We start from the raw sequence: 24,793 nt of genomic DNA, 5'->3' as shown, positions 1-24,793 counted from the left end.
CTTGCTGTGAGTTGAGGGAAACGAGAGTGGGCGAGGGAGACGGCGCTCAGGTGCGAGGTTCACCCTCGCGATACTTGGGATGATCTGCGGGAACCACGAGGACGAACCGTCGGAGCACGCTGTTGATCCGTCCGACGATTCCGTCCGGCATCAAGAACACGATCGCGATCAGCACCGCGCCGAACACCACTCCCGACACGGGGCCGTCGGTGACGCTTCCGGTGTAGTACGGCAAGAACACCACTGCCGTTGCCCCAACGATCGGGCCGAATTGGGTTGCGATTCCGCCCAACACCAGTCCGGTGATGAACTCGATCGACTTCATCAGCGAGAAGGATTCGGGTGAGAGCGCGCCGATGTACATCGTGAACAGTGAACCTGCCAGGCCCGTGATCGCGCCGGAAAGCCCGAAAGCGAGAATCTTGACCCGCGCGACGTTGATGCCATTTGCGCTCGCCGCGATCTCGTTGTCACGCACCGCGACCATAGCCAGACCGAATCGACTCTTGACGAGATTGCGAATCAGGAGCATGACGATCGCCAGAGTCACCACCGACACCCAAAAGATCCAGAGGTAGGTGTCGGCTCGGGTCAGACCCGTCCATTTCGGCGGAACGAGCAGATTTGCGCGAACCACCATTCCGGCGGCACCACCGGTCAGATCCCCGGTCTTGCGGATCACCTCGGGAAATGCAACAGCGACGGCGAGTGTCACGAGAGCGAGATACAGCCCCTTGATCCGCAACGAGGGAAGACCGACGAGAAGCCCTAGTACAAAACACAATACGACCGCCATCGGGATCGTGGTCAACGGCGAGTATCCGCGATCGACGATCAGAACGCCGGTCGTGTACGCGCCCAGGCCGAAGAAGGCAGAATGGCCGATCGACAGAAGTCCGGTGTATCCGCTGACGATATTGAGTCCCGCAATGGCAATCGCGATGATGAAGACGCTCGTGAACTGCCCCACGCGAAACGGCGCGCTCTGTGACGCGAGAAGCAACGCACACACGGCAGCCACCAGCAGAACCAACTGGAGTATCCGGTACGACGTCGATCCGGCGACCACTACCCGCGGTCGCCTGACTGCCTTTTCGGCGACGGTGGGTTCATTTCTCTCGGCAAGCGTCGTCATACCCGCTCCAGTTTCTTGGTACCGAACAGTCCATTGGGTCTGACGAAGAGGATCACCACGATGATCAACAGGGCGGATGTCTGCTGCAGCGAACCGCCGATGACCGAAATGTAGCCGCTGAGCATCGATTCCAGGACACCGATCGTCAACCCGCCGACCACGGCGCCGACGAGACTGTCCAGGCCGCCGAACAGCGCTGCGGCGGATGCTGCGATGAAGATCGGGAACATGGTCGTGAGACCGAGTTGTTGCGGCGAGAGCGGAGTGACCAGGACACCGGCCAGGGCACCGATGGCTGCTGCTACTCCCCAACCGATTGCGAGTATCCGGCTGGTCGGAACTCCGGCGAGAGTGGCAGATTCGGCATTGTCCGCGACGGCACGCATGTGCAGACCGACTCTCGTCTTGCGAAAGAGCAAGGACATCAACACAAGTAGGACAACGAGCGCCACCAGTACGCCCAGTGCGTCGCCGTACACGCGCGCACCGCCCACCGAGATGTAGTCGGTCGGACCGTTGGGGAACGGGCTCGGCATTATCTTGGTATCGCTCCCCCAGAGCATTCCGGCCAACGAGTTGAGCCCGGTGAACAATCCCAGTGCCACGATCAGCACTGCCATGTCGCTTCGACGCTGAACCGGCCGGATGAGCAGACGCTCCATCAATGCTCCGAGCAGGAACCCCAATGCCAGGGCCGCTCCGATCGCCGACCAGATCGGCCAGGACATCGTCGTCAGCCACCAGGCGACAAAGGTTGTGAACAGGGCCAACTCGCCCTGAGCGAAGTTGATCGTGCCGGTGGCGCGAAACACCACCACTAGTGCCAGCGCGAGAATTGCGTAGATCGACCCGTTGGTCAATCCGGAGATGAGTCGTTCGAGAAAGAGTGTCACCGTTTACTCCTGGTACCCGAGGTAAGCGCTGCGCACGACGTCGTCGGAACGAAATTCCTCGGGCGTTCCGGCAGCGACGATGGTGCCTACGTCGAGCAGGAAGACCTTCGACGCGAGTTTCATCGCGAGATCGGCGTTCTGTTCCACGATCAGCAGTGCAGTTCCGTCGCTGCGGTTGATCGCACCGAGCGTGTCGAACAATTCGGCGATGACGATGGGCGCCAGCCCCAGGCTCGGTTCGTCGCACAAAAGGAGGGTGGGACGGCTCATCAATGCCCGTGCGACCGCGAGCATCTGCTGTTCACCGCCTGAAAGAGAACCGGCCAACTGTGTGGACCTCCTCGCGAGCACGGGGAATGTCTCACACCACCGCTCGATGTCGGCTTCGATCTCCGCCTTGTCCTTACGAAGGGCAGCGCCGACGAGCAGGTTGTCACGCACCGACAGTTGACCGAGAGTTCCGCGGCCCTGTGGGACAAGGCTGACGCCGGCGGCCACAGCGCGTTCAGGTTTGGATCCCAACGGCGACCCGTTGAAGGTGATCGTTCCCTGATGCGGGATCAATCCGGCAAGCGCGCGCATCATGGTGGTCTTGCCTGCACCGTTCGCGCCGAGAACGACAGCGACCCCGCCGGGTTCCACGTCGAGCGAAATCCCGTGCAGTACATTGCCTCGCCCGTAACCGGCGTGCAGATCGTCGACGCTCAGCAGGGTCATGCGGCACGTCCCAGGTACGCGTTGATCACGGCGTCGTCCTGCTGGATCTCCGCCGGGGTTCCCTCGGCAATTTTGTGGCCGAAGTTCAGGGCGACAACGTGATCGGAGATCCCGAGCACCAATCCCATGTGGTGTTCGACCAGAAGCGCGCCGAAGCCGAAGTCGTCGCGGAGCGAGACGATCAGTTCTCCCAGTTCTTTGACTTCACTGTGCGTGAGCCCGCCGGCAGGTTCGTCCAGCAGAAGCAGCGAGGGCTCGGACATCAATGCCCGTGCCAGTTCGACACGCTTGAGAGTTCCGAACGGTAGACCGGACGCGGGTGCGTTCGCGACGTCGACGAGTTCGAGACGTTCGAGCAGGTACCAGGCCTTCTCTCGAAGTTCTCGGACTCGCGCACGCGCCGGAGGCAGGCCGAGAAGCCCACTCACGAGCCCGAAGCGACCTCGCGATGATCCACCGACCATGGTGTTGTCGAAGACACTCATGCCGCCGAACAGCGCGAGATTCTGAAAAGTTCGAGCGATTCCTGCAGATGCCAACGCATAGGGACGCAATCCCAACAGGTCGGTTCCTTGCCAGGTGATGACACCGCGACTCGGTTCGTAAATCCTTGTGATGCAGTTGAACAGCGTGGTCTTACCAGCGCCGTTCGGCCCGATGAGTCCGCAGATCTGTCCCGCGCGGACGTCGAAGCCGACGGCGTCGAGAGCCGTGACTCCGCCGAATTCGATCGACACATCGGAAAGCGTGAGTACGACCGGTGCATTCCCAGGTTGTGCGGGTGGTGTGTTTCCAAGCATTGGTTTCACCTCCTCGTGACACTTCAATTAACAGTGTGATAGAGATTACTACAGTAAACAGAGGCACTCCGTCAACGTGCGGCCCCCGATCCGGAGCCGAGAAGGGACATCATCGTGAGGTCCAACAACATTCACGCAGTCGACAGCGGCGGGGGCCCAGACGTCAGGGACTACAGCCCGGTCGACGCTCTCGTCGCCAAGCAGGAAATCTACGAGGTTCTGGCTCGTTTCCTCCGAGCCGCAGACCGCGGCGACGTCGAGGACGCCAGGCGGTGTTATCTGCCCGGCGCAACCGAAGACCACGGGGGTGTCTTCACCGGCACCGCCGACGACTACATCGACCACATCGCCGGGGCCATCACCCACCCACGGTCACTGACCACCCACGCAATGACCAACGTCTTGGTCGAACTCGACGGGGATACAGCACACGTCGAGTCCTACGTGCTTGCCTTCGCACGAATCAAGACCTCGGACGGCATAGCCGACACACTCACCGCGGCGCGCCTGATCGATCGCTTCGGTTTCGAGGACGGCAGGTGGGGAATCCGCCACCGCGCACTGCGGTGGGACTGGAACCACGACATGGCCACAGCCGAAGGCTGGATCTTCGGGATGCTCGCGCCTGAAACGTCATTGAAGAAGAGCAAGAAATTCCCCGACGACCTCATCTACACCCGACAGACGCAGGAGAACTCATGACAACCTTTCGCGGAACTCCGGTCGAGGGTGCGACCGTCCTCGTCACCGGCGCCAATCGAGGCCTCGGGTTGGCCTTCGTCCAACAGGCGAAGTTGATGGGCGCAGCCAAAATCTATGCGGGGGTGAGAAATCCCGACGAGGTGCCGGCCGAGCTCCGAGCCACCGGTGCGCACATCGTCGAACTCGACGTCACCGATCCAGGACTCGTCGACACTGCCGCCGCGGCGTGCGGTGACACCTCGGTCGTCGTCAACAACGCCGGGCTGTTCACCGGGAATCGGCTGATCGAGGCCGACGACCGAGAGGCCGCTCGAGCCGAGATGGAGGTCAACTACTTCGGACCGCTGACGATGATCCGAGCCTTCGCGCCGGTCCTCGCCGCCCGCGGCGGAGGATCGATAGTCAACGTCTTGTCAGTCGCCGCAATCGCACCCACCGCCTTCATGGGCGGCTATTCACCGGCCAAGGCGGCTGCTCTGTCGCTCGGCGGCATCGCCCGTGCCGAACTCGAACCGCACGGCATCACCGTCACCTCGTTGATCGTCGGCAGTGTCGACACCCGCATGGCTTCACACGTGCAGGGCCACAAGGAAAATCCCCTCGACATCGCCGCGACCGGACTCGCCGCCATGCAACGCGGCGAGTGGACGTGCGACACCGATTTCATGGCAATCGACGCCCGTGCGCGTCTGGCTCGAGACCCGATTCGGTACGAACGCGGACTGGGCAAGCTCCTCTTCGCCGGCGAACTGACCACTCGATCATGAGCGATCCGATTCGTGTTGCCCAGTGGGCGACCGGCGCCATCGGCAAGACCGCGCTCCGCGGAATCATCGATCGTCCCGACCTCGAGTTGGTCGGCCTGTACGTCTACAGCGATGCCAAGGCCGGGCGCGATGCCGGCGACATAGCCAGACGCGCGCCGACGGGCGTGATCGCCACACGCGAGGTGGACGAGATCATCCGCTCGCGCCCCCAGGTTCTCATCCACAGTCCGCGTTTGCAGATTCCGTACGAACGCCACGACGACGATTTGTGCCGTCTGCTGCGCGCCGGGATCAACGTGATCACGACGGCCGGGCAGCACTTCCCCCGCGCACACGGCACCGAGCGCGAGCACATGTTCGCCCAAGCATGTAAGGAAGGCGATTCGACGCTCTTCGGCGTCGGAGTGAGCCCGGGCGTCATCGGTGAGCGATTGGCGTTGGCTCTGACGGGAACATCGATCGAACTGGACCGCATCACGATCGACGAGGTGCTCGACGCTCGCGGCATGCCTGACCCCGACTTCGCTTTCACCGTCATGGGAATGGGCTCGCCCCCGGAGGAACTGGACGGAACCGGGCCGTTGCCCTCGCTGTACGCGTCGCTGTATCTGGAGACCATCGCGTTCATGTGCGAACGTCTGGGGATCACCTACGACGAGGTCGTATCCGATCACAGGGTCGTTGCGGCGCGAACGGATCTCGACGTGGCCGCCGGACGCATCGCCGCCGGAACCGTCGGAACCACCGAATGGCGCTGGCACGCAATGGTCGACGGAAAGCAGTTCCTCACTCTGGCCATCATCTGGACCATGGAACCCGATCGTGAGGAATACGCGGGGCGCGATCAGTGGGAAGTCCACCTGTACGGCAAACCCGAGATCGTGATGACCGTCAATCTCGTCGAACCACAAGATCCGAACTGCCGGACAACCGCCGGTCAGTTCATCACTGCGGGCCCGGCACTACGCGCCGTCGAGCATGTACTCGATGCTCCCACAGGCATTTTCGAACCCCCTGTCTTTGCCCCCTTCAGATTGGAGCATTCAGCATGACCACTCAGCCGACGGCCGTAGGTTCGACTGCCACCCGTGAACCCGCCACCCGCGAACCTTCTGTGAACGCGCTCCTACCCGATGGTCGCCCCGTGCAGAATCTCGAAGACTTGCTGCGCAGCCGGGCGATTGCCAGTCCGGAGAGCACCGCCGTCATCTCCGATGACGGCCGTACCAGTTTCCGCGAGCTGGACATCGAAGCAAATCGTGTCGCGAATGCACTTCTACGCGATGGTGTTCGAACAGGTGACCGGGTGGCGTACATCGGCGCCAATACACCGTCTTTCCTCTCCGTCCTGTACGGATCTTCGAAGATGGGCTCGATTCTGACGGCCGTCAACAATCGGCTGGCACCGGGCGAGGTCGACTACATCCTGAGCAACAGCGAGCCGACCGTCGTCGTACTCGGAGCAGGCGATGAGGGCCTCTCCGACGTCGCCGCGGCGGTCGGTAGCGTCCGGACCGTCGTCACGGTGGACGGTTCCGCAAACTCGGTCTCGTGGAACGACTGGCTCTCCGGTGCAGGGGACGACGACCCAGGAGTGTCACGCCTTCCCGACGATACCGCGCTGATCTTCTACTCGTCGGGAACCACCGGCCACCCCAAGGGAATCGAACTCACCGGCGCGAACCTCGGCCGCGCCCTCGCGACCATGTATCACCTGCTCGATCTCGACACCGATTCCGTGGCCATGTGCCCGGTCCCGTTCTTCCATGTGGCGGGGCTGGGTCTCGCTCTCGTCACGACGCTCGGCGGTGGCGCTCTACTTCTCAAGACCATCGCCGGTCCGCTGGAGCTGGTGGCGCTGATGCAGGAGTACCGGGTGACTCATGCGGTCGCTGTTCCCGCGGTGATCAGCGTCCTCACCTCCCTTCCTGCTGTACGCGAGGCGGATTGGAGTGCCCTGCAGTTCCTGGTCTACGGAGCGGCGCCCATGCCGCTACCCCTGTTACAGGACGCCACCAAGGTTTTCGGATGCAGTTTCCTGCAGGCCTACGGACTCACCGAGTCGACTGGCGGCGTCACCATGCTGACCCCCGAAGATCATCGGGCGACCGACGAGTCGACCGCGCATCGGTTGAAGTCCGTCGGGCAACCGATGTTCGGCGTACCCATCCGCATCGTCGATCCCGTGACGCTCGAAGACGTCCCGGTCGGTACTCGCGGCGAGGTGGTCATCGGCGGCGCTCACGTCATGAGGCGCTACTGGCGCAACGAGGCAGCCACTGCGGCCACCATGTTGGACGGCGACTGGCTCCGAACAGGAGACGGCGGATCGTTCGACGAGGACGGGTATCTCTACCTCCACGACCGCCTCAAGGACATGATCGTCTCCGGCGGTGAGAACGTCTATCCCGCCGAGGTGGAGAGCGTTCTCTCCGGCCACCCCGGCATCCGGGAGGTCGCGGTAGTCGGCGTTCACTCCGATCGGTGGGGTGAGACTCCCATTGCGGTGGTCGTTCGTTCCGGCGATTCGGCTGTCACCGAAGCGGAGATCATCGAGTGGTCACGCGAGCGACTGGCGCACTTCAAGTGCCCCAGTGCAGTTCAGTTCATCGAGGAACTGCCACGCAACGCGAGTGGGAAGCTTCTCAAGACTCGTCTGCGACAGGACTTCGCTTGAGTCCATGACAAGAATTCGGGGCCGGTCGCGTTGAGCGATCGGCCCCGATTTCTGTCGTTCGATGTGAAGCTCGCTCAGCCTGGGTGAATCCGGAATTCGACGCCGCCGACGATCAGGCCGGGCTCGACGGTGTTCGCTCCGATCGACGCCGCCAGATCGACCGCACTGAGCATCGACCGCTCGCCCGGAACGAACGACACGGCGCGCGACCCCAGCGCAATCGAGAGTGATCGCGCCGAATCCAGTTTCTTGCCGAACACTTCGGCCCACAGCGCCGCCGTCTTGGCCGGATCGGGAGAGGACACGTCGACGCCGAGAATGTCGTCGACCCGTGGATCGAGGGAAACCTCCTTCTCCGTCTGGTCCCAGAACCACTCGTCGGCGTCGGGAATCTCGTCGAGTTCTACGAGCAGTCCGAGATCACCGGGATGAAGTTGGACGATCCGGTGACCGTAGGCCTCCAGATCGGCCACCGTCCGAACATCGGCCGCAGCTGCACGTTCCAGATAGGGCTCGATGTTCGAAACCTGGATCGAGAGTGCATAGCCGCCCTCCCCTCCGCCCTTGCGGATCCATCTCGCCAGCGAGACCGTCTCGTCGAGCGGTGCGACGATCTCGAGAAATGCCTGCGGCCCGACGGCCAAGGTCTCGTCGGCCAAACCGATGTCTTCGAGCAGTGGATCTGCGAATCCTGGTGCCAGATTCAACGCTTCACGTAATTGTTGACCGGTCTTGTCCAGGTCTCGTGCACCGATCACCACCTGCCGCAGGATCTCCCACGTGCCCGCGTCGTGCGTGTCCGTCACAGTCCGACCGCTTCGGCTGCGGTGTCGGCACTCTGCCAGCGTCGGAGCTCGGCACCCGGCGCCCACGTCGAGTGGGTGCCACTCGAAATCCGTTCGGGAAGGCGAAGTTTGCACAATGGTCCGTCTCCGACGCGGGCAGCGTCGAAGATCAGGCAGAAGGACGCGTCCTCGTTCATGTCGGTGGTCAACGTGATGAGATAGCCGTCGTCTTCGGCGGTACCACCCACGCGTGGTGCCATCGAGGTCTCGCTTCCATACACGCCGTCACCGAAGGAGAATCGTTCCTCGTTCCCCGTCAGCAGGTCGTGTTTGACCAAGCCGTCGAACAGGAACCACGACGGCTTACCAGAAGCCGCATAGGCGTATCGGTACTTCTCACCCGCGAAATTGCCGTTCATCATGCCGAATTCGGTGATCGAGTCACTGAGTTGCTCTTCACGCGTGGCTCCGGTGACCAGGTTCAAACGCCAGCGGTGAAGCCGGGTCTGCATGCGATCGAGAGCGAGGAAACGGAAGGCGCGCTCCCACTGATTGCCCATACCGTTGTCCGACGGCTCCGGATCACCCTGGTAGAAACCGTCCAGAACAATCTCGTCCCCCTCTTCGTAGGCGTTCACGAAGTGCAGGACGTAGGTCGGATCGGCCTCGAACCACTTGATGTCAGCGGTGTTTCCGCGGCGTGGGATGACTCCGAGACGGAGCGGGATATCGGGATGGAAATTCGCGACGTGCGCACCCTTCTCCAGTAGAACCGGATCCCAGAACAAGGGGCAGTCGTTGAGGATCGCGTAGTTCTCCGTGAAGGCCATGTCGTGTGGCAAGCGCGGACCGGGAAGCGGGACGTCGACGTAGTGGACCAACTCGTTGGCCGAGTCCACGACGCCGTAGTGCATGTACGGCGCTTCCTTGCTGTAGTTGAAGAACAGCATTTCTCCGGTCTTGTCGTCCACCTTCGGATGCGCGGACACACCCCATTCGAAGGGGAACTTGCCGTTCCAGCTTTCCTTTCCGAGTGTCTCCGCCGACATCGGATCGAGACGATACAGATCTCCGCACTGGTAGAAGCTGGTGAGAGCAGTCCCCCGGTGAACGACGACGTCGGTGCTGGACGCGTCCTTCATCCGGGTGCGCGCACCCTTGCCGCCCTCGGGGCGACTGAGTTTGGGAGACTCGGCGAGTCCGGCCCACAAGGCGCCGCCGGCATCCTGCTCGGCCGCCAACCCGTCAGTCCGTACGAATCGATTGCGGTAGAACGACTCTCCGTCACGAAAGCCCACGATGTGAATCATTCCGTCGCCGTCGAACGGGTGATAAGCCTTCATCGAGGGATGGAGCGGATTCTCGGTGTTGCGCAGGTAGACACCGTCGAGGTCTTTCGGAACCTCACCGAATACGACTTCGAGGTTGTCCGCTTTGAACTCGGTGGTCTGGGGTTGCCACGGGCCGGTGCGATACGGGTGATCGTCATCGGCGGGAAGGGTGGACAACAACTTGCCTACGATTTCGACGTCCATTGAATTCTCTTTTCGACTGATGGGGAAAGGCTGGGCTGCACTTTCAGGAAACTGCGTCGACGACAAAACTGACGGTGGTGGCCGTACTTCCACCGAAGTTGAGCGTCGCAAAGCGGCTCGCACCCTCGACTTGGAAACCGCCGGCCTTTCCCGTCACCTGATGGGCCGCGTCGAGAAGCATTCGAACACCACTGGCACCCACCGGATGACCACCGCCGATCAGACCGCCGCTGGGGTTGATCGGTAGCTTGCCGCCCATGGCGATGTCACCACTCTCGATGGCTTTCCACGACTCGCCGGGCGCGGTCAGACCGATGTGGTCGATCGCGAGATACTCACTCGCCGTGAAACAATCATGTGTTTCGATACCGTCTATCCCGGCCAGGTCGACTCCGGCCCGGGAGAAGGCACCCATCACCGCATCCCGAACGTGTGGCATCACGTAGGGATTATCGGCGTCACGGGCCAGCTTCTGCTCGAGACCTAAACCAACAGTCCGGTGACCCCAGCCCGCGATCTGGGCCAGCGGAGTCGCCGCGGCATCAGGATGCTCACGGAGGTACTTGTCCGTCACCAGCACAACCCCGGCGCCACCGTCGGTCACCTGGCTGCAATCGAATCGTCGAACACCGCCTTCCACAACAGGATTGGTGGCGTCGTCGCCGCCTGCATTCCCGAGCAGATCGGGTACCGCCCAACCGCGTGTCTGTGCATTGGGGTTGTTCTTCGCGTTCGCGAAATTGATCTGCGAGATCGCGCGAAGATGAGATTCGTCGATCCCGTAGCGCCGCCCGTACTCCTTCGACACACGATCGAACATGTACGGCCACATGAAATTTGCTTCCTGACCTTCGTGTCCGACCCAGGCTGCAGCGCCCAGATGTCCGGCCGCGTCATCACCCGGAACCGTCTTCTCCAGTTCGATACCCATCACCAGAGCCGCGTCGTAGTTGCCGGCGCGCAGGTCTGCCATCGCGGCGAGTACGGCGATACTGCCCGATGCGCACGCCGCCTCGTGCCGGGACGAGGGCACACCCCATAGATCTGGATGCACGGTGGCGGGCATCGCACCCAGCTGACCTTGGCCGGCAAACAATTGACCGAAGGCATTACCGACGTGGATCACCTCGATGTCGGCGGCAGGAACCTTCGCCGCGGCCAGGGTGTGGTTCACCACCTCTTCGGCAAGGTTCGCGAAATCGAGTTCCTCACGGGTGAAGTTCCGTGCGAAGTCGGATTGGTACCCGCCGAGAATCCAAATGTTCGAAACAGTCATGACCTCTCCCCTTGCCGATCCGGCATCGGTGACGTCACCGAGATACCCGTGCATCGGCGGTTGTAATTTCATCGCAACCGTACTACAACTAGCAGAGTAACTCTACTAATTGAAGGGTTGAAAATGACTGATGCTTTTGTCCTCGACTACGTGCGCACACCGCGCGGCCGAGCATCGACGCGAGGTGCCCTCCACGAACACAGCCCAGTCGATCTTGTCGTCCACCTGGCCAAGGCTTTGCAGGGTCGAACGAACCTCGCCGCAGAACAGATCGACGACGTCGTTCTCGGTTGCGCATCGCAGGTGGACGAGCAGGGCGCGAACATCGCGAGAACTGCCGCACTCCTTGCCGGTTGGGGCGATTCCGTTCCCGGCGCGACCCTCAATCGTTTCTGCGCATCCGGCGTCGACGCAGTCGGCCAGAGCGCAGCCCGCATTCGCAGCGACGACGTCTCCCTCGTCGTGGCCGGTGGCGTCGAAAGCGTCTCCCGCACTCCGATGTTCAGTGATCGCGGACCGCTGTGGATCGACCCGGCAACCATCGCGCAGATCGGCTCCATCCATATGGGTGTTGCCGCCGACTTGAATGCCACGATCGAGGGGTACTCCCGCGACGAGTTGGATGCGTACGGCGTCGAAACCCAGCACAAGGCTGCCGAGGCCTGGCGCAACGGCGCATTCGAGCGGTCCGTTGTGCCCGTTCCCGGCAGAAATGGTGAAGCCGGAATCGCGCACGACGAACTGGTCAGGGCAGAGACGACGGCAGAGGGACTCGCCGCGCTGCCTCCGGCCTTCGAAGGGCTCGGCGCCGCCGGTCAGGATGCACTCGCGCTCGCCGCCTACCCGGAGGTCGGCAAGATCGAACACCTGCACACCGTCGGATCCTCTCCCGCCATGGCCGACGGCGCAGCACTACTACTCCTCGGATCCGAGAAAGCCGCGGCCAGAGCCGGCCTGACCCCTCGCGCACGGATCATCGGATCCGCCTCGACTTCGGTGAATCCGGTTCTCATGCTCACTGCGGGCCAGAGCGCCGTGGAGGCAGTCATCGCTCGAGCCGGGCTTCGTCCACAGGACATCGACGTGTTCGAGTTCGCAGAGGCCTTCTCCGCGCTCTGCCTACGGTTCCGCCGCGATCTTGACGCCGGGCCGGACCGCATGAACCCCAACGGCGGCACGATGGCGATGGGCCATGCATTCGGCGCCACCGGAGCAATTCTCGTCGGCGCGTGTGTCGACGAACTGGTACGGAGCGACGGACGCTACGGTGTGGCCGCGGTCAGCGGCGCCGCCGGTGTCGGAGTCGCGGTGCTCGTCGAACGGATCGCCTCGTGACCGCCAGTTCACTCTCGGGCCGCGTTGCCGTCGTCACGGGAGGGGGTAAGGGCCTCGGCCGTGCCGTCGCACTGCATCTCGCGAGCCGAGGGGTCACGGTGATCGTCAACAATCGAAATCGCACACTCGACGGGAGCGGCCGGGGCCCTGCAGATCAGGTCGTCGACGAAATCACCGAAGCCGGTGGCCACGCCGTCGCCAACCACGACGACGTCACCGACCCCGAGGTCGGTCGAAAGTTGGTGGACGACGCTCTCACTCGGTTCGGACGACTCGACTTCTGCATCACCAGCGCCGCGGTCAGCGGTCCACAGATGCTTCATCGCACCACCGCCGAGAACCTCAGCACCGTCATCACGACAAACGTCGTCGGGACCGCACTGGTTGCCGCCGAAGCCTCCCGAGTGATGCGCGAAGCCGGATTCGGGCGCATCGTGATGATTGCCTCGACCGCAGGACTGCACGGGGAACCCACCGTGTCCGCCTACGCCGCCAGCAAGGGTGCCGTCATCGCATTGGGCCGCACCGCGGCCGGCGAAGGTGCGAGTCGCAACGTCTTCACCAATGTCGTACTGCCCTATGCCACTACGCAGATGACCGAGTCCGGAATGGACCCACGATTTATCGACATCATGGGGGCCGACCTGGTAGCCCCGGTGGTCACTGCTCTCGTCGATCCCGAGTCCACGACCAACGGGCAGGTGATCGTCACCGCAGGTAACGGAGTGCGTTCGGCCGACGCCGTCGAGGGCTCGACCGAATTCTTGCCCACCACAACAGAACTCGATGCCAAAGCGCTCGACGCACTGCTCGTGACCAGCCGGCTCGGCACTCCTCACACCTATCCGAGCGCACAGGAAGCCTTCGCGGACTTCGCTTCCGAACTGCTCGACCACCACAATCAGAAAGCGCGCACATGCCCGACATCCCATTGGCCGACCTTGCACTGAACTTCGGTGTGAGCGCACTCGCCGTACTCGTCTTCATCGCAGTCGTGATGGCCGTAGCCATCCGGATGAACAATCACTCGATCATCGACATCTGTTGGGGGCCTGGCTTCGCCGTCGTCGCCGTCGTCTCGTACCTGACGTCCATCGGATCGGACGGCAACGATCTGCGTCGCCTCGTGGTGCTGACACTGACCGTGGTGTGGGGAATGCGACTCGGCCTCTACATCGGTTTCCGAAACCGTGGGCACGGGCAGGACAAGCGCTACACTGCCCTACTCAAACATCAACAGGGACCGCTGGTTCCGTTCCTGATTCGCAAAATCTACGGCCTCCAGGGCGTCCTCATTCTCGTGGTGTCGCTGCCGGTCCAGTTCGCGATGTACGAGTTTCGCGCCCTCGGAGTCCTCGGTGCGATCGGCATCGCAGTCTGGACCGTCGGCTTCGTCTTCGAATCGGTTGGTGACTACCAACTTTCCCGATTCAAGGCAGATCCGGCCAATTCGGGAATGGTGATGGATCGTGGACTCTGGGCCTGGACCCGGCATCCCAACTACTTCGGCGACGCATGTGTCTGGGTCGGACTGTTCATCCTCGCGCTTGGTGATCCATTGGCGCTGATCACGATCGTCTCGCCGATCGTCATGATCAAACTACTGGTGAGCTACAGCGGTAAGGCCTTGCTCGAACGAGGCATGCGCAAGAGCAAAGGCCAGGCCTACGAAGACTACGTCGCCCGGACCAGTGGCTTCTTTCCCCGTCCGCCCCGTCCGGCACGAAACCACGCGTCGTGAGCGCCCCCACGAGTGGTCTCGCTGACGTCTTCGATCTGGAATCGACCGGCCCGGACCGGTGGCAGGGGTCCAACGACGGTGTTCGTCTACCTCAGTTGTTCGGCGGCCAACTGGTAGCCCAGTCGATTCTCGCAGCCGGGCACACGGTTACCGACGGCAAAGCGATCAGTTCCGTCCACACGCACTTCCTTCGCCCGGGGTCGACGAATCGCGCAACCGAGTTCTCGGTAGATCGCCTTCGGGATGGAAAACGCCTGTCCACCAGAGGCGTCGACGTCCACCAGGACGGACGACTCGTCTGCCGTTCGACGGTCTCTGCTTCCTCGATCGACGAGGGCATCACTCACAGTCGCGCCGTACCCGCCGCACTCCCGCCCGCTGAGTGCGTGACGTTGCAGGAGTTGGCCGAGGCAGACGGCGGGTTGGGCGAGGTGTGGGAGGAGTTCTCCGCCATCGAGATTCGTGTGTCCCCCCTCGATTCGCAGTCCCCCACGACGCATTCGGCGGCGCCTCCACGCAACATCTGGATGCGTTCGGCTCAGCGACTGAGCGACGATCCGCTGATTCACGTCGCTGCTCTCGCCTATGCCAGTGATCTGATGCTGATGGCAACCGCGCTGACTCCGCACGGCTACGACATCGGGCAGGAGCACTCGCTCGATACGGATTGGACGGGCGTGTCCCTCGATCACACGATGTGGTTTCAGCGTCCCGTGCGAGCGGACGAGTGGCTCCTCTTCGAGCATTCGACACCCACTGCTCATGCCGGCAGAGCAGTCGTGAATGCCGCGGTCTTCGATCAGTCCGGACTCCAGATCTGCCAAATCACCCAGGAAGCGTTACTCATTGCCCGTATCGAGTGATTACCGACTCTTTCTGCAGACCACTCGGTACGGTCTCGCGGTGCCGCAGGGTTCGCGGCCTATGATTTCGGGGTGGTACGAGTGAATGCAACCGGATCTTCGGCGTCGGCCGGATCTCCGACACCCACGCCGTCGGTGGGAGTCACCGAGTTGCCTGCGGGCGGACCCAACGCACTGGCGGTCACGCTCGGGCTACTGGGAGACGAGTGGAACCTCTGGATTCTGCGGTTCGCCCTTTTGGGGTCGCGTCGATACAACGACTGGCTGGCTCTCGGGGGAATCTCCAACTCGGTGCTGTCCTCACGGTTGGCAGTCCTGACGGCCGGCGGAATGCTCGAGCGCCGGGAGTACCAGCAGAACCCGCCGAGGCACGAATACTCGGTCACTCGCAAAGGCCAGTCGATCTGGCCGGTCCTCATCACCATGTGGTCGTGGGAGAAGCAGTGGGCACCGAATGAAACCGCGCCACTACCGCCACTACGGCACAGCACCTGCGGAAACGACTTCACTCCGATCCTGCGTTGCAAGGAGTGCGGCGAGGACGTCGACGTGCGATCCCTGGACTCCCAAATGGGGCCGAGTGGGGACTTCTCACGCAGTGTGCCCGAAGCAACGTCGAGGCGCCGCTCCACCAAGTCCGAACGCCGACCGGAAATCCTGGCTCACACGATGGAACTCGTCGGCAATCGCTGGTCGGCAGCGATCATCGGGGCAGCTTTCCGAGGTGCCCGTCGTTACGGAGAGTTCGCCGAGATCACCGGTGCGCCGCCGGCAATCGTCGCCGATCGGTTGAAGCACCTCACCGAGATCGGTGTGATGGAAACGCGGCCGCTTCCGGATCGCCCACAGTGGTCGGAGTATCGACTCACCGACAAGGGAACCGCGTACTTCCCCGTCGTGATGTGCATGATCTCGTGGGGTCAGCGCTGGTTCAGATCCGCGGACGGTCCGGACATCGTTCTCCATCACAAGGCGTGTGGAAAGCGGTTCGAAGCAAGGCTGGGTTGTAGTGCGTGTGGTGAGGAACTGAGGTCTTCGGACATCGAGGCGATCGACCTCACCACCTCGGTGCACGTGCCGGGGTCCGGCTGGTCCTGAGATCCCCACTCAGCCGGCAGTGCGGATCCGGTCGAAGCTCCGGCCTCGGTGTTCGAGCGGCAGCCTGTCCCCTCGCCCGAACAATTTGTTGCGCAGCGTCCCCGCTTCGTAGTCGCTCTGGTAGGCACCCCTCCTCGTCAGCTCCGGAATCACATGCTCCACAATGTCTTCGAAGGTTCCAGGAGTCACCGCGTACGCGAGATTGAAGCCGTCGACGTCGGTCTCGGCAACCCACTCCTGCAACTCGTCGGTGACCTCCGCGCCGGAACCGACAACGATCGGGCCGAGCCCGCCGATACCCGCCCACTCCGCGATGTCTCCCACCGTCCATTCGCCGCCCTTCTCGTCGGCCTGACGAAACGATGCGACCGCGGATTGAATGGCGTTGCTCTCGACGTTCCCGATCGGCTCGTCCGCCCGGTATCCGGAGAGATCAATTCCCATCCACCCCGAGGTGAAAACGAGTGCACCTTCACTACTCGCGTAGCTGCGGTAGTCCTCGAGCTTCGCCTGGGCCAACTCGGGGGTTCGGTCGGTGATGATCGTCAACAGTGTGTAGATGCGGGCCGAGTACGGATCGCGCCCGACCTTCGTCAGTTCGTTTCGGATTCGGGCAACGGTGTCTTTGAGAATCGCCTTTGTCGGTGCACCCACAAAGATCGCCTCCGCATTCTCCGCGGCGAACCGAACCCCGCGTGGCGACGCGCCGGCCTGGAAGATGACCGGCGTCCGCTGCGGAGAAGGTTCGGAGATGTGGATGCCCGGAACCGTGAAGTGCTTGCCTTCGTGCTCGATCGGGTGAACTTTGGCGGGGTCCGTGTAGACCCCGGTGGTTCTGTCACGCACCACCGCGTCGTCTTCCCACGACGTTTCCCACAACTTGTAGAGAACTTCGAGGTACTCGTCCGCGTGGTCGTAGCGATCGTCGTGCTGGAGTTGGTCGTCCTCGCCCATGTTCCGTGCAGCCGACGGGAGGTATCCGGTGACCACGTTCCACCCGATTCGCCCGTTCGTCAGGTGGTCGAGGGTGCTCAAGCGCCGAGCAAACGGGTACGGATGCTCGAAAGCTGTACCTGCGGTGATACCGAAGCCCAAGTGCTCGGTCACGGCCGCCATCGCCGACGCCAGCAGTAGCGGGTCCGAGACCGGTACCTGCGCGCCCTGCCGCAGCGCTGCGTCGTGATTGCCGCCGTACACGTCGTATGTTCCCAACACATCGGCCAGGAACAGCCCGTCGAATCGTCCACGCTCGAGGAGTTTCGCCAATTCCGTCCAGTACCTCAGATCCGTGTACCTGGACGACTGGTCCTCCGGGTGACGCCACAGACCTGGCGATTGGTGGGCGACGCAGTTCATGGCAAAGGCGTTGAAGCGGATTCTGCGGGTCATTCCCGCACCATGCCGTGCCTGCTCCGCGGTGACCACCATTGCGATCAGTGCGATCGGTTCGGCTCCTGCTTGCACCCGGCGATACCGTCGACTTCGCGACCTCGTCGGCGGGCCGCTACACTGACTAGCGCAGCTGTGACGCCCGAGGCTTCGTGCCGACAGGTCGAGCGGATGCAAAAGTAGTATCGGGAAGCGAAAACCCCGGCAGCACACGGTTTTCAGCGCTTGTCGGTACGCTCCCCGCCCTCGTAGCTCAGGGGATAGAGCATTCCTCTCCTAAAGGAAGGGTCGCAGGTTCGAATCCTGCCGAGGGCACCAGGTGGGACTCTCCCTACATCGGCGTGACCAACGTGCCATTCTTGAATTCATGACGACGCCTCACTCCACGGCAACTCCACCGAAGAACATGTCTTTGATCCCGGGTGGGACGTACTGGATGGGCTCCGAAGACTTCTATCCGGAAGAACGCCCAGTTCACCAGGTCACCGTCGACGGATTCTGGATGGACACGACGGCGGTGACAGTCGCCGAGTTCCGACGCTTCGTGAAGGCAACCGGCCACGTCACCACTGCTGAAATCGCCCCGGATGCCGCCGACTATCCCGACGCCGATCCAGCCCTCCTCGTCCCGGGATCGTTGGTCTTCAATTCGCCACCCGGCCCGGTTTCACTCGACGACTACACCCGGTGGTGGTCGTTCACTCCCGGCGCCGATTGGCGCCATCCCGAGGGCTCCGACAGCAACATCGGGGGACGCGAACGGCACCCCGTCACCCACGTGTCGTACTTCGACGCCCAGGCCTACGCCGCGTGGGCCGGCAAGGAACTCCCGACCGAGGCCGAGTGGGAGTTTGCCGCCCGCGGCGGACTCGATCGCCAGGCCTACGTGTGGGGCGATCACGACTCTCCGGGCGGGCGGCCCGGTGGCAACGTATGGCAGGGCCAGTTCCCCTGGGAGAACCTGCTCGAGGACGGGTACGAGCGCACCGCTCCGGTCGGAAAGTTCCGGCCCAACGGCTACGGACTGTTCGACATGGCCGGGAACGTGTGGGAATGGACGGCCGATCACTACACGTCCGACCACGCCCACAGTTCCAAGAACGTCGCGCCGGCCTCGTCGTGCTGCATTCCTCGCAATCCCCGCGCGGAGTTCGCCACCGAGGCCTTGGCCGGCGAACCCTACGCACGACGGGTGATCAAAGGCGGCTCACATCTGTGTGCACCGAACTACTGCTTGCGATATCGCCCCGGCGCGCGGCAGGGCGAATCCGAGGAGTCCTCGACCTGCCACGTCGGCTTCCGGTGCATCATCCGCATTCCGCAGGAGTAGATCAGAAGGGCACGTCCCCCAGGATGGCCACCCGCTCCATGACGCGGCGATGTGGGAAGTAGTCGCTCGCAGCGTAGTGCTGGGTGGCCCGGTTGTCCCAGAAGGCAATGGAATTCGGCGCCCACTTGAAGCGGCACTGAAAGTCCGGGACCTTGACCTGCGCGAACAGCAGGTTGAGCAGATCGTTGCCTTCGACAGGATCCATATCCGGAATGTGGGTGGTGAAGAGGCTGTTGACGAACAGCGTCTTCCGCCCGGTCTCCGGATGCTTACGCACCATCGGATGCAGAACCGGCGGGTACTGCTCCTTCATCTGCTCCAACTTCTCCGGGCTCATGCCGCGTCCGAAGGACGGCACAAAATCGTGGATGGCGTCCTTGCCGTCGATCAAGTCCTTGATCTCGTCGGGGAGGCAGTCGAAGGCGTTACCCATATCGGCCCAGAGCGTGTCACCACCGGCAGGCGGTACGTCGATCGCCCGAAGTACTGAACCGAGTGGCGGCGTCTTCGTCCAGGTGACGTCGACGTGCCAGATGTTCTCCGTTCCTGGACTGTCCTCTCCGCGTTCGAATCTGACGACTGCCGGGACCTCTCCCTGCGGGAGAAGTGGATGAACCTCGAGTTCACCCCAATGGGCCGCGAAGTCACGATGATTCAAGCTCGAAATCGGCTGGTCCCGAAAGAACACGACCTTCCATTCGAGGAGGGCCCGGCGCACGTCCTCGATCTGCTCCTCCGACGGATCACGCAAGTCGATATCGCTGATCTCGGCACCGATGAACGGTGTGACGGGTGTCAGAGTGAACCGCTCGTACGGCCTCGATCCAACGCCTTCCGGATTGCGCCTCATTCCGCGTGGTCCGAATTCGATTGTGTGATTGCCGATTTGGACTGTTCGTGATGATGTAAGGGTAGCCATCGAATGACTCCGTCCTGTCGTGTCGTGTCGCGGGGTCACACGTCAGTCGACGCGTGCACCCGCTTTGCTCGTGTGCGTTTGTGTGCGCTTTGGGGCGCTGTCAGTGCTCCTACCGCGAGATCGACCAGATGATCCACCGTCGTATCGAAATCTGCCTGCACAACGGGGTTTTCGTCTTCGCGGCGCTGCTCGAAGATGGCCAGAGCAGAGACGCTCATGTTGAACGTCAGATCGATCCGTTCCACCGCGACGCGGCGGGGCAGATGCGGCAACGCCCGCGTCAACCTGCCGACTACCTCGTTGATTCCTTCACTGACCTCGCGAAACTCAGCACTCTGTGTATCTACTGACGGTGAAATTCTCGCGATGAACCGCGCATAGTTGGACCCGTCGACCGTCGCCATGAAATCGGCCAGCGGGTACAGGAAGGCTTCGACCAAAGCACGGACCAGATCGGTCCGCCCACTGGCGTCGACGTCGTCGAGATACGTCAGTCGCGCTGCATTGATCTGATCCATCCGATGCCGGAATACGGCCAGCACCAGACCGTCTCGCCCGCCGAAGTGATACTGAACTGCAGAGTTGTTGCGCTGCCCGGCCGCAGTCGCCACGTCCCGCATGGACACTTCGTGAATACCGTGCTCGGCGAACATCCGCTCGGCGACGGCGATCATGGCGTTCTTGGCATCCAACGAGGCGGGCATATACCGACCATATAAGTCACTGTCTTAATTCCGCAAGACCCACCCCCTGTGCGCGGTTTGGGAGTGCAGGGACTCCTTAACCACTCACAGGGGTGATTGTCCCAGTCAGCGAGACCGAGACTGCTAGTGAAGTCGTGACCGTTACGCTCCAGATTAAGACGACTGCTTAATCGACCCGGTTTTGCATACGCCAAGGAGCCTGCTGGTGAATCGCCATTCCATCCCGATCATTCCCGAGACGCCGAACGTCGCGGCCGCCGTGTACTACCCCGATCAGAATCCCCCGTACACCCGCCCGGAACCGCTTCGCCCGCCGGCCGGGGCCCCGAACGTGCTGCTGATCATGATCGACGACGTCGGATTCGGCGCACCCTCCGCGTTCGGTGGCCCGTGCCGCACGCCCACCGCCGAGCGTTTGGCCGAAACCGGCGTGAAATACAGCCGATTCCACACCACGGCTCTGTGCTCGCCGACGCGTGCCGCCACACTGACCGGGCGCAACCACCACAGTGTCGGTATGGGTGTCATCTCCGAAATGGCCAACGCGGCACCGGGATACAACGGTACCCGCCCTGCCTCTGCCGCCACGGTCGCACGCGTCCTGCAGGGAAACGGCTATGCGACGGGCGCTTTCGGCAAGATGCACCAGACCCCGACGTGGGAGACCACCGCTGCCGGGCCGTTCGATCGGTGGCCGGTCCGTGAGGGTTTCGACAAGTTCTACGGTTTTCTCGGTGCCGAGTCCGATCAGTTCACCCCGGTTCTCTACGAGGACTTCACGATGGTCGACTTACCCAAGACGCCACAGGAGGGCTACCACCTGTCCGAAGATCTCGTCGACCACGCGATCGAATGGGTCGAGGGCGTCAACACGATGGACCCGGACAAGCCGTGGTTCTGCTACCTCCCCTTCGGCGCGTGCCACGCTCCACTCCAGGTCCCGGACCGCTACCTGGACAAGTACGTCGGCGAATTCGATCACGGGTGGGATCGCCAACGTGAGATCACCCTCCAAAAGCAGAAGGAACTGGGCGTCGTCGCTCCTGACACCGAGTTGGCCCCCTGGGCTCCGGGGCTCCCGCACTGGGACGAACTCGACGACGACCAGAAGAAGGTCTCGGCCCGTTTGATGGAGTTGTACGCGGCATTTCTCGAGCACACCGACGACGAGGTAGGCAGGCTCGTCGACCGGTTGCAGGAAATGGGTGTACTCGACAACACTCTGGTGCTCTACATGCTGGGTGACAACGGCGCCTCCGCCGAGGGCGGCATGGAGGGCTCGTTCAATTACCTCGCCGGCCTCAACGGTTACAAGAGTGCGACATCCGACGTACTGGCGCGCTACGACGAGTTGGGGACCGAAACCAGCTACCCGCACTATCCGGCGTCGTGGGCTCTGGCTCTCGACACCCCGTACCAGTGGGCCAAGCAGGTTGCGTCCCACTACGGCGGTACCCGAAACGGTCTGATCGCCCACTGGCCCAAGGGGATCGACAAGCCAGGAATCAGGGAGCAGTGGCATCACTGCGTCGACATCACGCCGACAATCCTGGAAGCTGCCGGGATTCCGGCACCGACCAGCGTCGACGGGGTCACCCAGAAACCGATGGAAGGCGTGGCGATGAACTACACCTTCGCCGAGCCCGACGCCGAAGAGCGCCACACCACACAGTATTTCGAGATCTTCGGCAACCGCGGAATCTACGATCACGGTTGGACCGCAGTCACGGCCCACCGCGCACCCTGGCTGATGGCCACTCACGGCCTCGAGCTCACACCGATGAGCGAAGACCGCTGGGAGCTGTACGACACCTCGGTCGACTGGTCGCAGGCCCGCGATCTCGCGGACGAGCATCCCGAGATCCTGGCCCGGCTCAAGGAAAAGTTCCTCGTCGAGGCGGCCAAATATCAGGTGTTGCCGCTGGACGACAGAACGGTCGGTCGCCACGCCACCGCGGAATCACGACCCCCGCATCCGATGATGGGCCGAAAGACCCTCACGCTGTACCCACACATGAACGGCCTGGTCGAGAAAGCCGCGCCGACGTTCTTCAACCGCTCGTACACGCTGACCGCGAGTCTGGGTAGCGTCGCCGACGGCATGCTGGTCAGCCTCGGTGGCCGGTTCGGCGGATTCGCTTTGTACATACTCGATTCCGTCCCCGTCTACTGCTACAACTTCAGCGGCGGTGGTCGGACCTTCGTGCGTGGGCGCAACCCGCTGGCACCCGATGCGCGCGAGGTGTCCGTCCACTTCGAGTACGACGGCGGCGGAATCGGCAAGGGTGGAACCGTAACCCTGAGCGTCGACGGCGAGGTGGTCTCCGAGGGCCGGATCGAGAAGACCACTCGGGCGATCTTCAGCATGAACGAACAGCTCGACGTCGGCATCAACCGGGGAAGCCCGGTCGCGGAAGAGTTCGCGGACAAGGGCACGTTCCGCTACGGCGGCAAACTCAACAGCGTGACGATCGACTTACGCTCCACCCGCGACGTGGTGTCCGCGGAGGAACGGGAGAAAATCTCACTCGCCGTGCACTGATCGAACAGGCGACGCTCGCCGATTGTGCAGCCGCACGCGATATCTGCCGTGCGGCTGCACAATCGCCCTGCGTCTATCCGACCGTGTACATCTGCAGGCACGGCCCGACCCGGCGAGCTTCCAGGATGTCGCGCGCCTTCTCACGCGCTGCGTTGAACTCCCAGGGCGCAGTGGTGCCCGGCACTCCGAATCGATATCTGCTCAAGGCACATGAACGCTGCGGTTCCGGTAGACGATCCAAGGCAGGTACCGCGTCGACGGAGAGCCCGCGTAAGTAGGAAACGTCTATGCTCTTGCCGCCCTCGAACCGCTCCACGTTCTTTTGCGCGATGTACGCATCGGGGTTGAACACCGCGAAGGCAAGCAGCGCGACGGCCGAAGTGGCGAGAACAGCTGTGGGCAGCCACTTCCCGGACATCCGAATACCTGCGACGAGCAACAACACGAACACGAAGCCAAGAAGCAGCTCTGTCGCGAAGACGCTGACCCGGAGCACCGTGAAACCGTACTGATTCTCGTACAACCACATCCGGTGCACAGCGGACGCCACGATCACCAGGCTGAAGACACACAGGGCACCTAGGAGTCCGCGGGCAAGACGCCTCGATCCAGCGTCGCGGCGGTCGATGTACCGCACTGCAACGGCGATGACGAGCAGCGTCAGCACGGTAACCGCCATGAGCTGCCAGAAACCCTCACGCGCGTAGTCCGCGTAGGTCAGTCCATCGGTCACCTGCACGTGCTCGTCTCCCCCGAACAGCGTCTTCGTCTGTACTGCAACAAAACCGAGGAACAGCACGTTGAGCACTCCGAGCGGGACCGCCCACTCCCACATCGGCAACGGCGTCGCCGGCGCAGGTGCAAACGCGTCCACCGTCGGCGTTCTGCGACGCAGGTACACCGCAACCAGCGTGCCGAACGCCATCACGACGCCGGCAAAGATCCGTGCTCCCGGGTTCGACACGGAGATGGCAGGAGCGAAGCCGCCGAAGATCTTCGCGAACTCCGGATCCGCACTCACGAACAAAGATCCGAAAATCAGCAGGAGAAGAATCGACACTGCGCTCACGACGACAACTCGCGCCGCCGGCACCCGCGGAGCAGAGCGGGTAGCAAGTTTTCGACGACGAACGAAGTTGACCGTACGGTGGGGTGCCCGCCAGGGAGCGACCGTTCCCAGAAGTATTCCGGTCCACGTCCGCCCGCCGATCAGAGTCCACGTGAACAGAACCCACGCAGCTACGACGCAGAGGAACACCAACCACTCCGCACCGCGAACGGCGGCAACGCCCAGAAGTGCGAGCATCCCCATCGCGGCGGCCCACTGCGTCGCAGACATCCGCGGCGGCGTCAGAATCCCGAACACGATCACCACGCCGACACCGACGATGACGTACGCGATACTCACGAAACCTGGATCGAGGATCAGGGCCGCCAGCGCCCCAACGCCGCTCGCGCCGACGAGCATCGAGCGGGTGGCCATCGACGTGCGATCGGGACGCCAGAACCGGCTGGGTCGCTTGGGTTTTGCAACCGGTATCGGCGCTTTCGGCGGAATGACTATTGGAGCGCTCATGTGATCTCC

General features: G+C 62.7%; 22 protein-coding genes and 1 tRNA gene. 12 read left to right on the top strand and 11 right to left on the bottom strand.

Going from position 1 to position 24,793, the window contains the following annotated elements:
* Positions 1 to 46: 46 nt before the first annotated feature.
* Genes B0E55_RS04175 through B0E55_RS04160 form a run of 4 tightly spaced genes read right to left on the bottom strand, consistent with a single transcriptional unit; the run spans position 47 to position 3,545 of the window.
* Positions 47 to 1,135, bottom strand: a complete 1,089-nt coding sequence (locus tag B0E55_RS04175; RefSeq protein ID WP_019744802.1) for a branched-chain amino acid ABC transporter permease — start codon at positions 1,133 to 1,135, stop codon at positions 47 to 49.
* Positions 1,132 to 2,028 carry a branched-chain amino acid ABC transporter permease gene (locus B0E55_RS04170; protein WP_019744803.1) on the bottom strand — a complete coding sequence of 299 codons (897 nt, stop codon included), beginning with the start codon at positions 2,026 to 2,028 and terminating at the stop codon, positions 1,132 to 1,134. Before B0E55_RS04170 ends, B0E55_RS04175 begins: the two co-directional genes overlap by 4 nt.
* 3 nt (positions 2,029 to 2,031) lie before the next feature.
* A complete protein-coding gene (locus B0E55_RS04165; RefSeq protein ID WP_020970388.1) occupies positions 2,032 to 2,745 on the bottom strand; it encodes an ABC transporter ATP-binding protein in 714 nt (237 codons plus the stop codon).
* Positions 2,742 to 3,545: an ABC transporter ATP-binding protein gene (locus tag B0E55_RS04160; RefSeq protein WP_069146421.1), complete on the bottom strand. Its 804-nt coding sequence runs from the start codon at positions 3,543 to 3,545 to the stop codon at positions 2,742 to 2,744. Before B0E55_RS04160 ends, B0E55_RS04165 begins: the two co-directional genes overlap by 4 nt.
* Positions 3,546 to 3,659: 114 nt before the next feature.
* Here B0E55_RS04160 and B0E55_RS04155 point away from each other — a divergent pair, with 114 nt between their 5' ends.
* From B0E55_RS04155 to B0E55_RS04140, 4 genes are read left to right on the top strand one after another with little or no spacing between them, the layout of a single operon-like run.
* Entirely contained in the window at positions 3,660 to 4,247 is a 588-nt protein-coding gene (locus B0E55_RS04155; RefSeq protein WP_019744806.1) for a nuclear transport factor 2 family protein, read from the top strand.
* Positions 4,244 to 5,014, top strand: a complete 771-nt coding sequence (locus B0E55_RS04150) for an SDR family oxidoreductase (protein ID WP_080909148.1) — start codon at positions 4,244 to 4,246, stop codon at positions 5,012 to 5,014. Before B0E55_RS04155 ends, B0E55_RS04150 begins: the two co-directional genes overlap by 4 nt.
* On the top strand, positions 5,011 to 6,066 hold the full coding sequence (locus B0E55_RS04145) for an NAD(P)H-dependent amine dehydrogenase family protein (protein ID WP_080909147.1): 1,056 nt from the start codon (positions 5,011 to 5,013) through the stop codon (positions 6,064 to 6,066). The genes B0E55_RS04150 and B0E55_RS04145 overlap by 4 nt, the downstream gene beginning before the upstream one ends.
* Positions 6,063 to 7,691 carry a long-chain-fatty-acid--CoA ligase gene (locus tag B0E55_RS04140; RefSeq protein ID WP_080909146.1) on the top strand — a complete coding sequence of 543 codons (1,629 nt, stop codon included), beginning with the start codon at positions 6,063 to 6,065 and terminating at the stop codon, positions 7,689 to 7,691. Before B0E55_RS04145 ends, B0E55_RS04140 begins: the two co-directional genes overlap by 4 nt.
* Before the next feature lie 74 nt (positions 7,692 to 7,765).
* On the opposite strand, the gene B0E55_RS04135 is transcribed toward B0E55_RS04140, so the two are convergent.
* Genes B0E55_RS04135 through B0E55_RS04125 form a run of 3 tightly spaced genes read right to left on the bottom strand, consistent with a single transcriptional unit; the run spans position 7,766 to position 11,287 of the window.
* Positions 7,766 to 8,497, bottom strand: coding sequence for a hypothetical protein (locus tag B0E55_RS04135; RefSeq protein WP_020970393.1), 732 nt, complete (start codon positions 8,495 to 8,497; stop codon positions 7,766 to 7,768).
* Complete coding sequence (locus B0E55_RS04130; protein WP_019744811.1) at positions 8,494 to 10,011, bottom strand: carotenoid oxygenase family protein; 1,518 nt, start codon at positions 10,009 to 10,011, stop codon at positions 8,494 to 8,496. Before B0E55_RS04130 ends, B0E55_RS04135 begins: the two co-directional genes overlap by 4 nt.
* Before the next feature lie 43 nt (positions 10,012 to 10,054).
* Positions 10,055 to 11,287, bottom strand: coding sequence for an acetyl-CoA acetyltransferase (locus B0E55_RS04125; RefSeq protein ID WP_080909260.1), 1,233 nt, complete (start codon positions 11,285 to 11,287; stop codon positions 10,055 to 10,057).
* A 123-nt stretch (positions 11,288 to 11,410) separates the two neighbouring features.
* Here B0E55_RS04125 and B0E55_RS04120 point away from each other — a divergent pair, with 123 nt between their 5' ends.
* The 5 genes from B0E55_RS04120 (at position 11,411) to B0E55_RS04100 (ending at position 16,324) form a co-directional block, all read left to right on the top strand.
* Positions 11,411 to 12,622, top strand: a complete 1,212-nt coding sequence (locus B0E55_RS04120) for an acetyl-CoA C-acyltransferase (RefSeq protein ID WP_047890093.1) — start codon at positions 11,411 to 11,413, stop codon at positions 12,620 to 12,622.
* The gene (locus tag B0E55_RS04115; RefSeq protein ID WP_080909145.1) at positions 12,619 to 13,572 is read left to right on the top strand and encodes an SDR family NAD(P)-dependent oxidoreductase; all 954 of its coding nucleotides are present in this window, start codon (positions 12,619 to 12,621) and stop codon (positions 13,570 to 13,572) included. Before B0E55_RS04120 ends, B0E55_RS04115 begins: the two co-directional genes overlap by 4 nt.
* Positions 13,539 to 14,363 carry a DUF1295 domain-containing protein gene (locus B0E55_RS04110; RefSeq protein ID WP_080909144.1) on the top strand — a complete coding sequence of 275 codons (825 nt, stop codon included), beginning with the start codon at positions 13,539 to 13,541 and terminating at the stop codon, positions 14,361 to 14,363. Before B0E55_RS04115 ends, B0E55_RS04110 begins: the two co-directional genes overlap by 34 nt.
* Positions 14,360 to 15,226, top strand: coding sequence for an acyl-CoA thioesterase (locus B0E55_RS04105; RefSeq protein WP_020908689.1), 867 nt, complete (start codon positions 14,360 to 14,362; stop codon positions 15,224 to 15,226). Before B0E55_RS04110 ends, B0E55_RS04105 begins: the two co-directional genes overlap by 4 nt.
* A gap of 81 nt (positions 15,227 to 15,307) precedes the next feature.
* The gene (locus B0E55_RS04100; protein ID WP_021345229.1) at positions 15,308 to 16,324 is read left to right on the top strand and encodes a winged helix-turn-helix transcriptional regulator; all 1,017 of its coding nucleotides are present in this window, start codon (positions 15,308 to 15,310) and stop codon (positions 16,322 to 16,324) included.
* A gap of 9 nt (positions 16,325 to 16,333) precedes the next feature.
* Here B0E55_RS04100 and B0E55_RS04095 read toward each other — a convergent pair whose 3' ends face one another.
* Positions 16,334 to 17,713 carry an LLM class flavin-dependent oxidoreductase gene (locus B0E55_RS04095; protein WP_198538393.1) on the bottom strand — a complete coding sequence of 460 codons (1,380 nt, stop codon included), beginning with the start codon at positions 17,711 to 17,713 and terminating at the stop codon, positions 16,334 to 16,336.
* A 242-nt stretch (positions 17,714 to 17,955) separates the two neighbouring features.
* Between B0E55_RS04095 and B0E55_RS04090 the strand changes: the two genes are divergently transcribed.
* Positions 17,956 to 18,031 (top strand) — tRNA-Arg (locus B0E55_RS04090).
* A gap of 49 nt (positions 18,032 to 18,080) precedes the next feature.
* Positions 18,081 to 19,043, top strand: a complete 963-nt coding sequence (locus B0E55_RS04085; protein ID WP_080909259.1) for a formylglycine-generating enzyme family protein — start codon at positions 18,081 to 18,083, stop codon at positions 19,041 to 19,043.
* Position 19,044: 1 nt separating this feature from the next.
* On the opposite strand, the gene B0E55_RS04080 is transcribed toward B0E55_RS04085, so the two are convergent.
* Together B0E55_RS04080 and B0E55_RS04075 are read right to left on the bottom strand one after the other, a co-directional pair.
* Entirely contained in the window at positions 19,045 to 19,962 is a 918-nt protein-coding gene (locus B0E55_RS04080) for a TauD/TfdA dioxygenase family protein (RefSeq protein ID WP_080909142.1), read from the bottom strand.
* Positions 19,963 to 19,997: 35 nt separating this feature from the next.
* Positions 19,998 to 20,666 carry a TetR family transcriptional regulator gene (locus B0E55_RS04075; RefSeq protein ID WP_021332258.1) on the bottom strand — a complete coding sequence of 223 codons (669 nt, stop codon included), beginning with the start codon at positions 20,664 to 20,666 and terminating at the stop codon, positions 19,998 to 20,000.
* A gap of 205 nt (positions 20,667 to 20,871) precedes the next feature.
* On the opposite strand from B0E55_RS04075, the gene B0E55_RS04070 reads away from it, so the two are divergent.
* Positions 20,872 to 23,208, top strand: a complete 2,337-nt coding sequence (locus tag B0E55_RS04070) for an arylsulfatase (RefSeq protein ID WP_080909141.1) — start codon at positions 20,872 to 20,874, stop codon at positions 23,206 to 23,208.
* A gap of 73 nt (positions 23,209 to 23,281) precedes the next feature.
* Here B0E55_RS04070 and B0E55_RS04065 read toward each other — a convergent pair whose 3' ends face one another.
* A complete protein-coding gene (locus B0E55_RS04065; RefSeq protein ID WP_241896000.1) occupies positions 23,282 to 24,784 on the bottom strand; it encodes a DUF4153 domain-containing protein in 1,503 nt (500 codons plus the stop codon).
* Positions 24,785 to 24,793: the final 9 nt, after the last annotated feature.

The organism is Rhodococcus sp. 66b, assembly GCF_002076325.1.
Classification (GTDB): Bacteria; Actinomycetota; Actinomycetes; order Mycobacteriales; family Mycobacteriaceae; genus Rhodococcus_F; species Rhodococcus_F erythropolis.
The sequence above is the reverse complement of the archived record's forward strand: the minus strand, read 5'-3'. Positions and strand labels throughout refer to the sequence as shown.

What these genes read in the sequence shown, in the direction of transcription:
- B0E55_RS04175 (WP_019744802.1), bottom strand. Translation starts at nt 1,135, where the DNA reads ATGACGACGCTTGCCGAGAGAAATGAACCCACCGTCGCCGAAAAGGCA.
- B0E55_RS04165 (WP_020970388.1), bottom strand. Translation starts at nt 2,745, where the DNA reads ATGACCCTGCTGAGCGTCGACGATCTGCACGCCGGTTACGGGCGAGGC.
- B0E55_RS04160 (WP_069146421.1), bottom strand. Translation starts at nt 3,545, where the DNA reads ATGCTTGGAAACACACCACCCGCACAACCTGGGAATGCACCGGTCGTA.
- B0E55_RS04150 (WP_080909148.1), top strand. Translation starts at nt 4,244, where the DNA reads ATGACAACCTTTCGCGGAACTCCGGTCGAGGGTGCGACCGTCCTCGTC.
- B0E55_RS04145 (WP_080909147.1), top strand. Translation starts at nt 5,011, where the DNA reads ATGAGCGATCCGATTCGTGTTGCCCAGTGGGCGACCGGCGCCATCGGC.
- B0E55_RS04140 (WP_080909146.1), top strand. Translation starts at nt 6,063, where the DNA reads ATGACCACTCAGCCGACGGCCGTAGGTTCGACTGCCACCCGTGAACCC.
- B0E55_RS04130 (WP_019744811.1), bottom strand. Translation starts at nt 10,011, where the DNA reads ATGGACGTCGAAATCGTAGGCAAGTTGTTGTCCACCCTTCCCGCCGAT.
- B0E55_RS04125 (WP_080909260.1), bottom strand. Translation starts at nt 11,287, where the DNA reads ATGACTGTTTCGAACATTTGGATTCTCGGCGGGTACCAATCCGACTTC.
- B0E55_RS04120 (WP_047890093.1), top strand. Translation starts at nt 11,411, where the DNA reads ATGACTGATGCTTTTGTCCTCGACTACGTGCGCACACCGCGCGGCCGA.
- B0E55_RS04110 (WP_080909144.1), top strand. Translation starts at nt 13,539, where the DNA reads ATGCCCGACATCCCATTGGCCGACCTTGCACTGAACTTCGGTGTGAGC.
- B0E55_RS04095 (WP_198538393.1), bottom strand. Translation starts at nt 17,713, where the DNA reads ATGACCCGCAGAATCCGCTTCAACGCCTTTGCCATGAACTGCGTCGCC.
- B0E55_RS04085 (WP_080909259.1), top strand. Translation starts at nt 18,081, where the DNA reads ATGACGACGCCTCACTCCACGGCAACTCCACCGAAGAACATGTCTTTG.
- B0E55_RS04080 (WP_080909142.1), bottom strand. Translation starts at nt 19,962, where the DNA reads ATGGCTACCCTTACATCATCACGAACAGTCCAAATCGGCAATCACACA.
- B0E55_RS04075 (WP_021332258.1), bottom strand. Translation starts at nt 20,666, where the DNA reads ATGCCCGCCTCGTTGGATGCCAAGAACGCCATGATCGCCGTCGCCGAG.
- B0E55_RS04065 (WP_241896000.1), bottom strand. Translation starts at nt 24,784, where the DNA reads ATGAGCGCTCCAATAGTCATTCCGCCGAAAGCGCCGATACCGGTTGCA.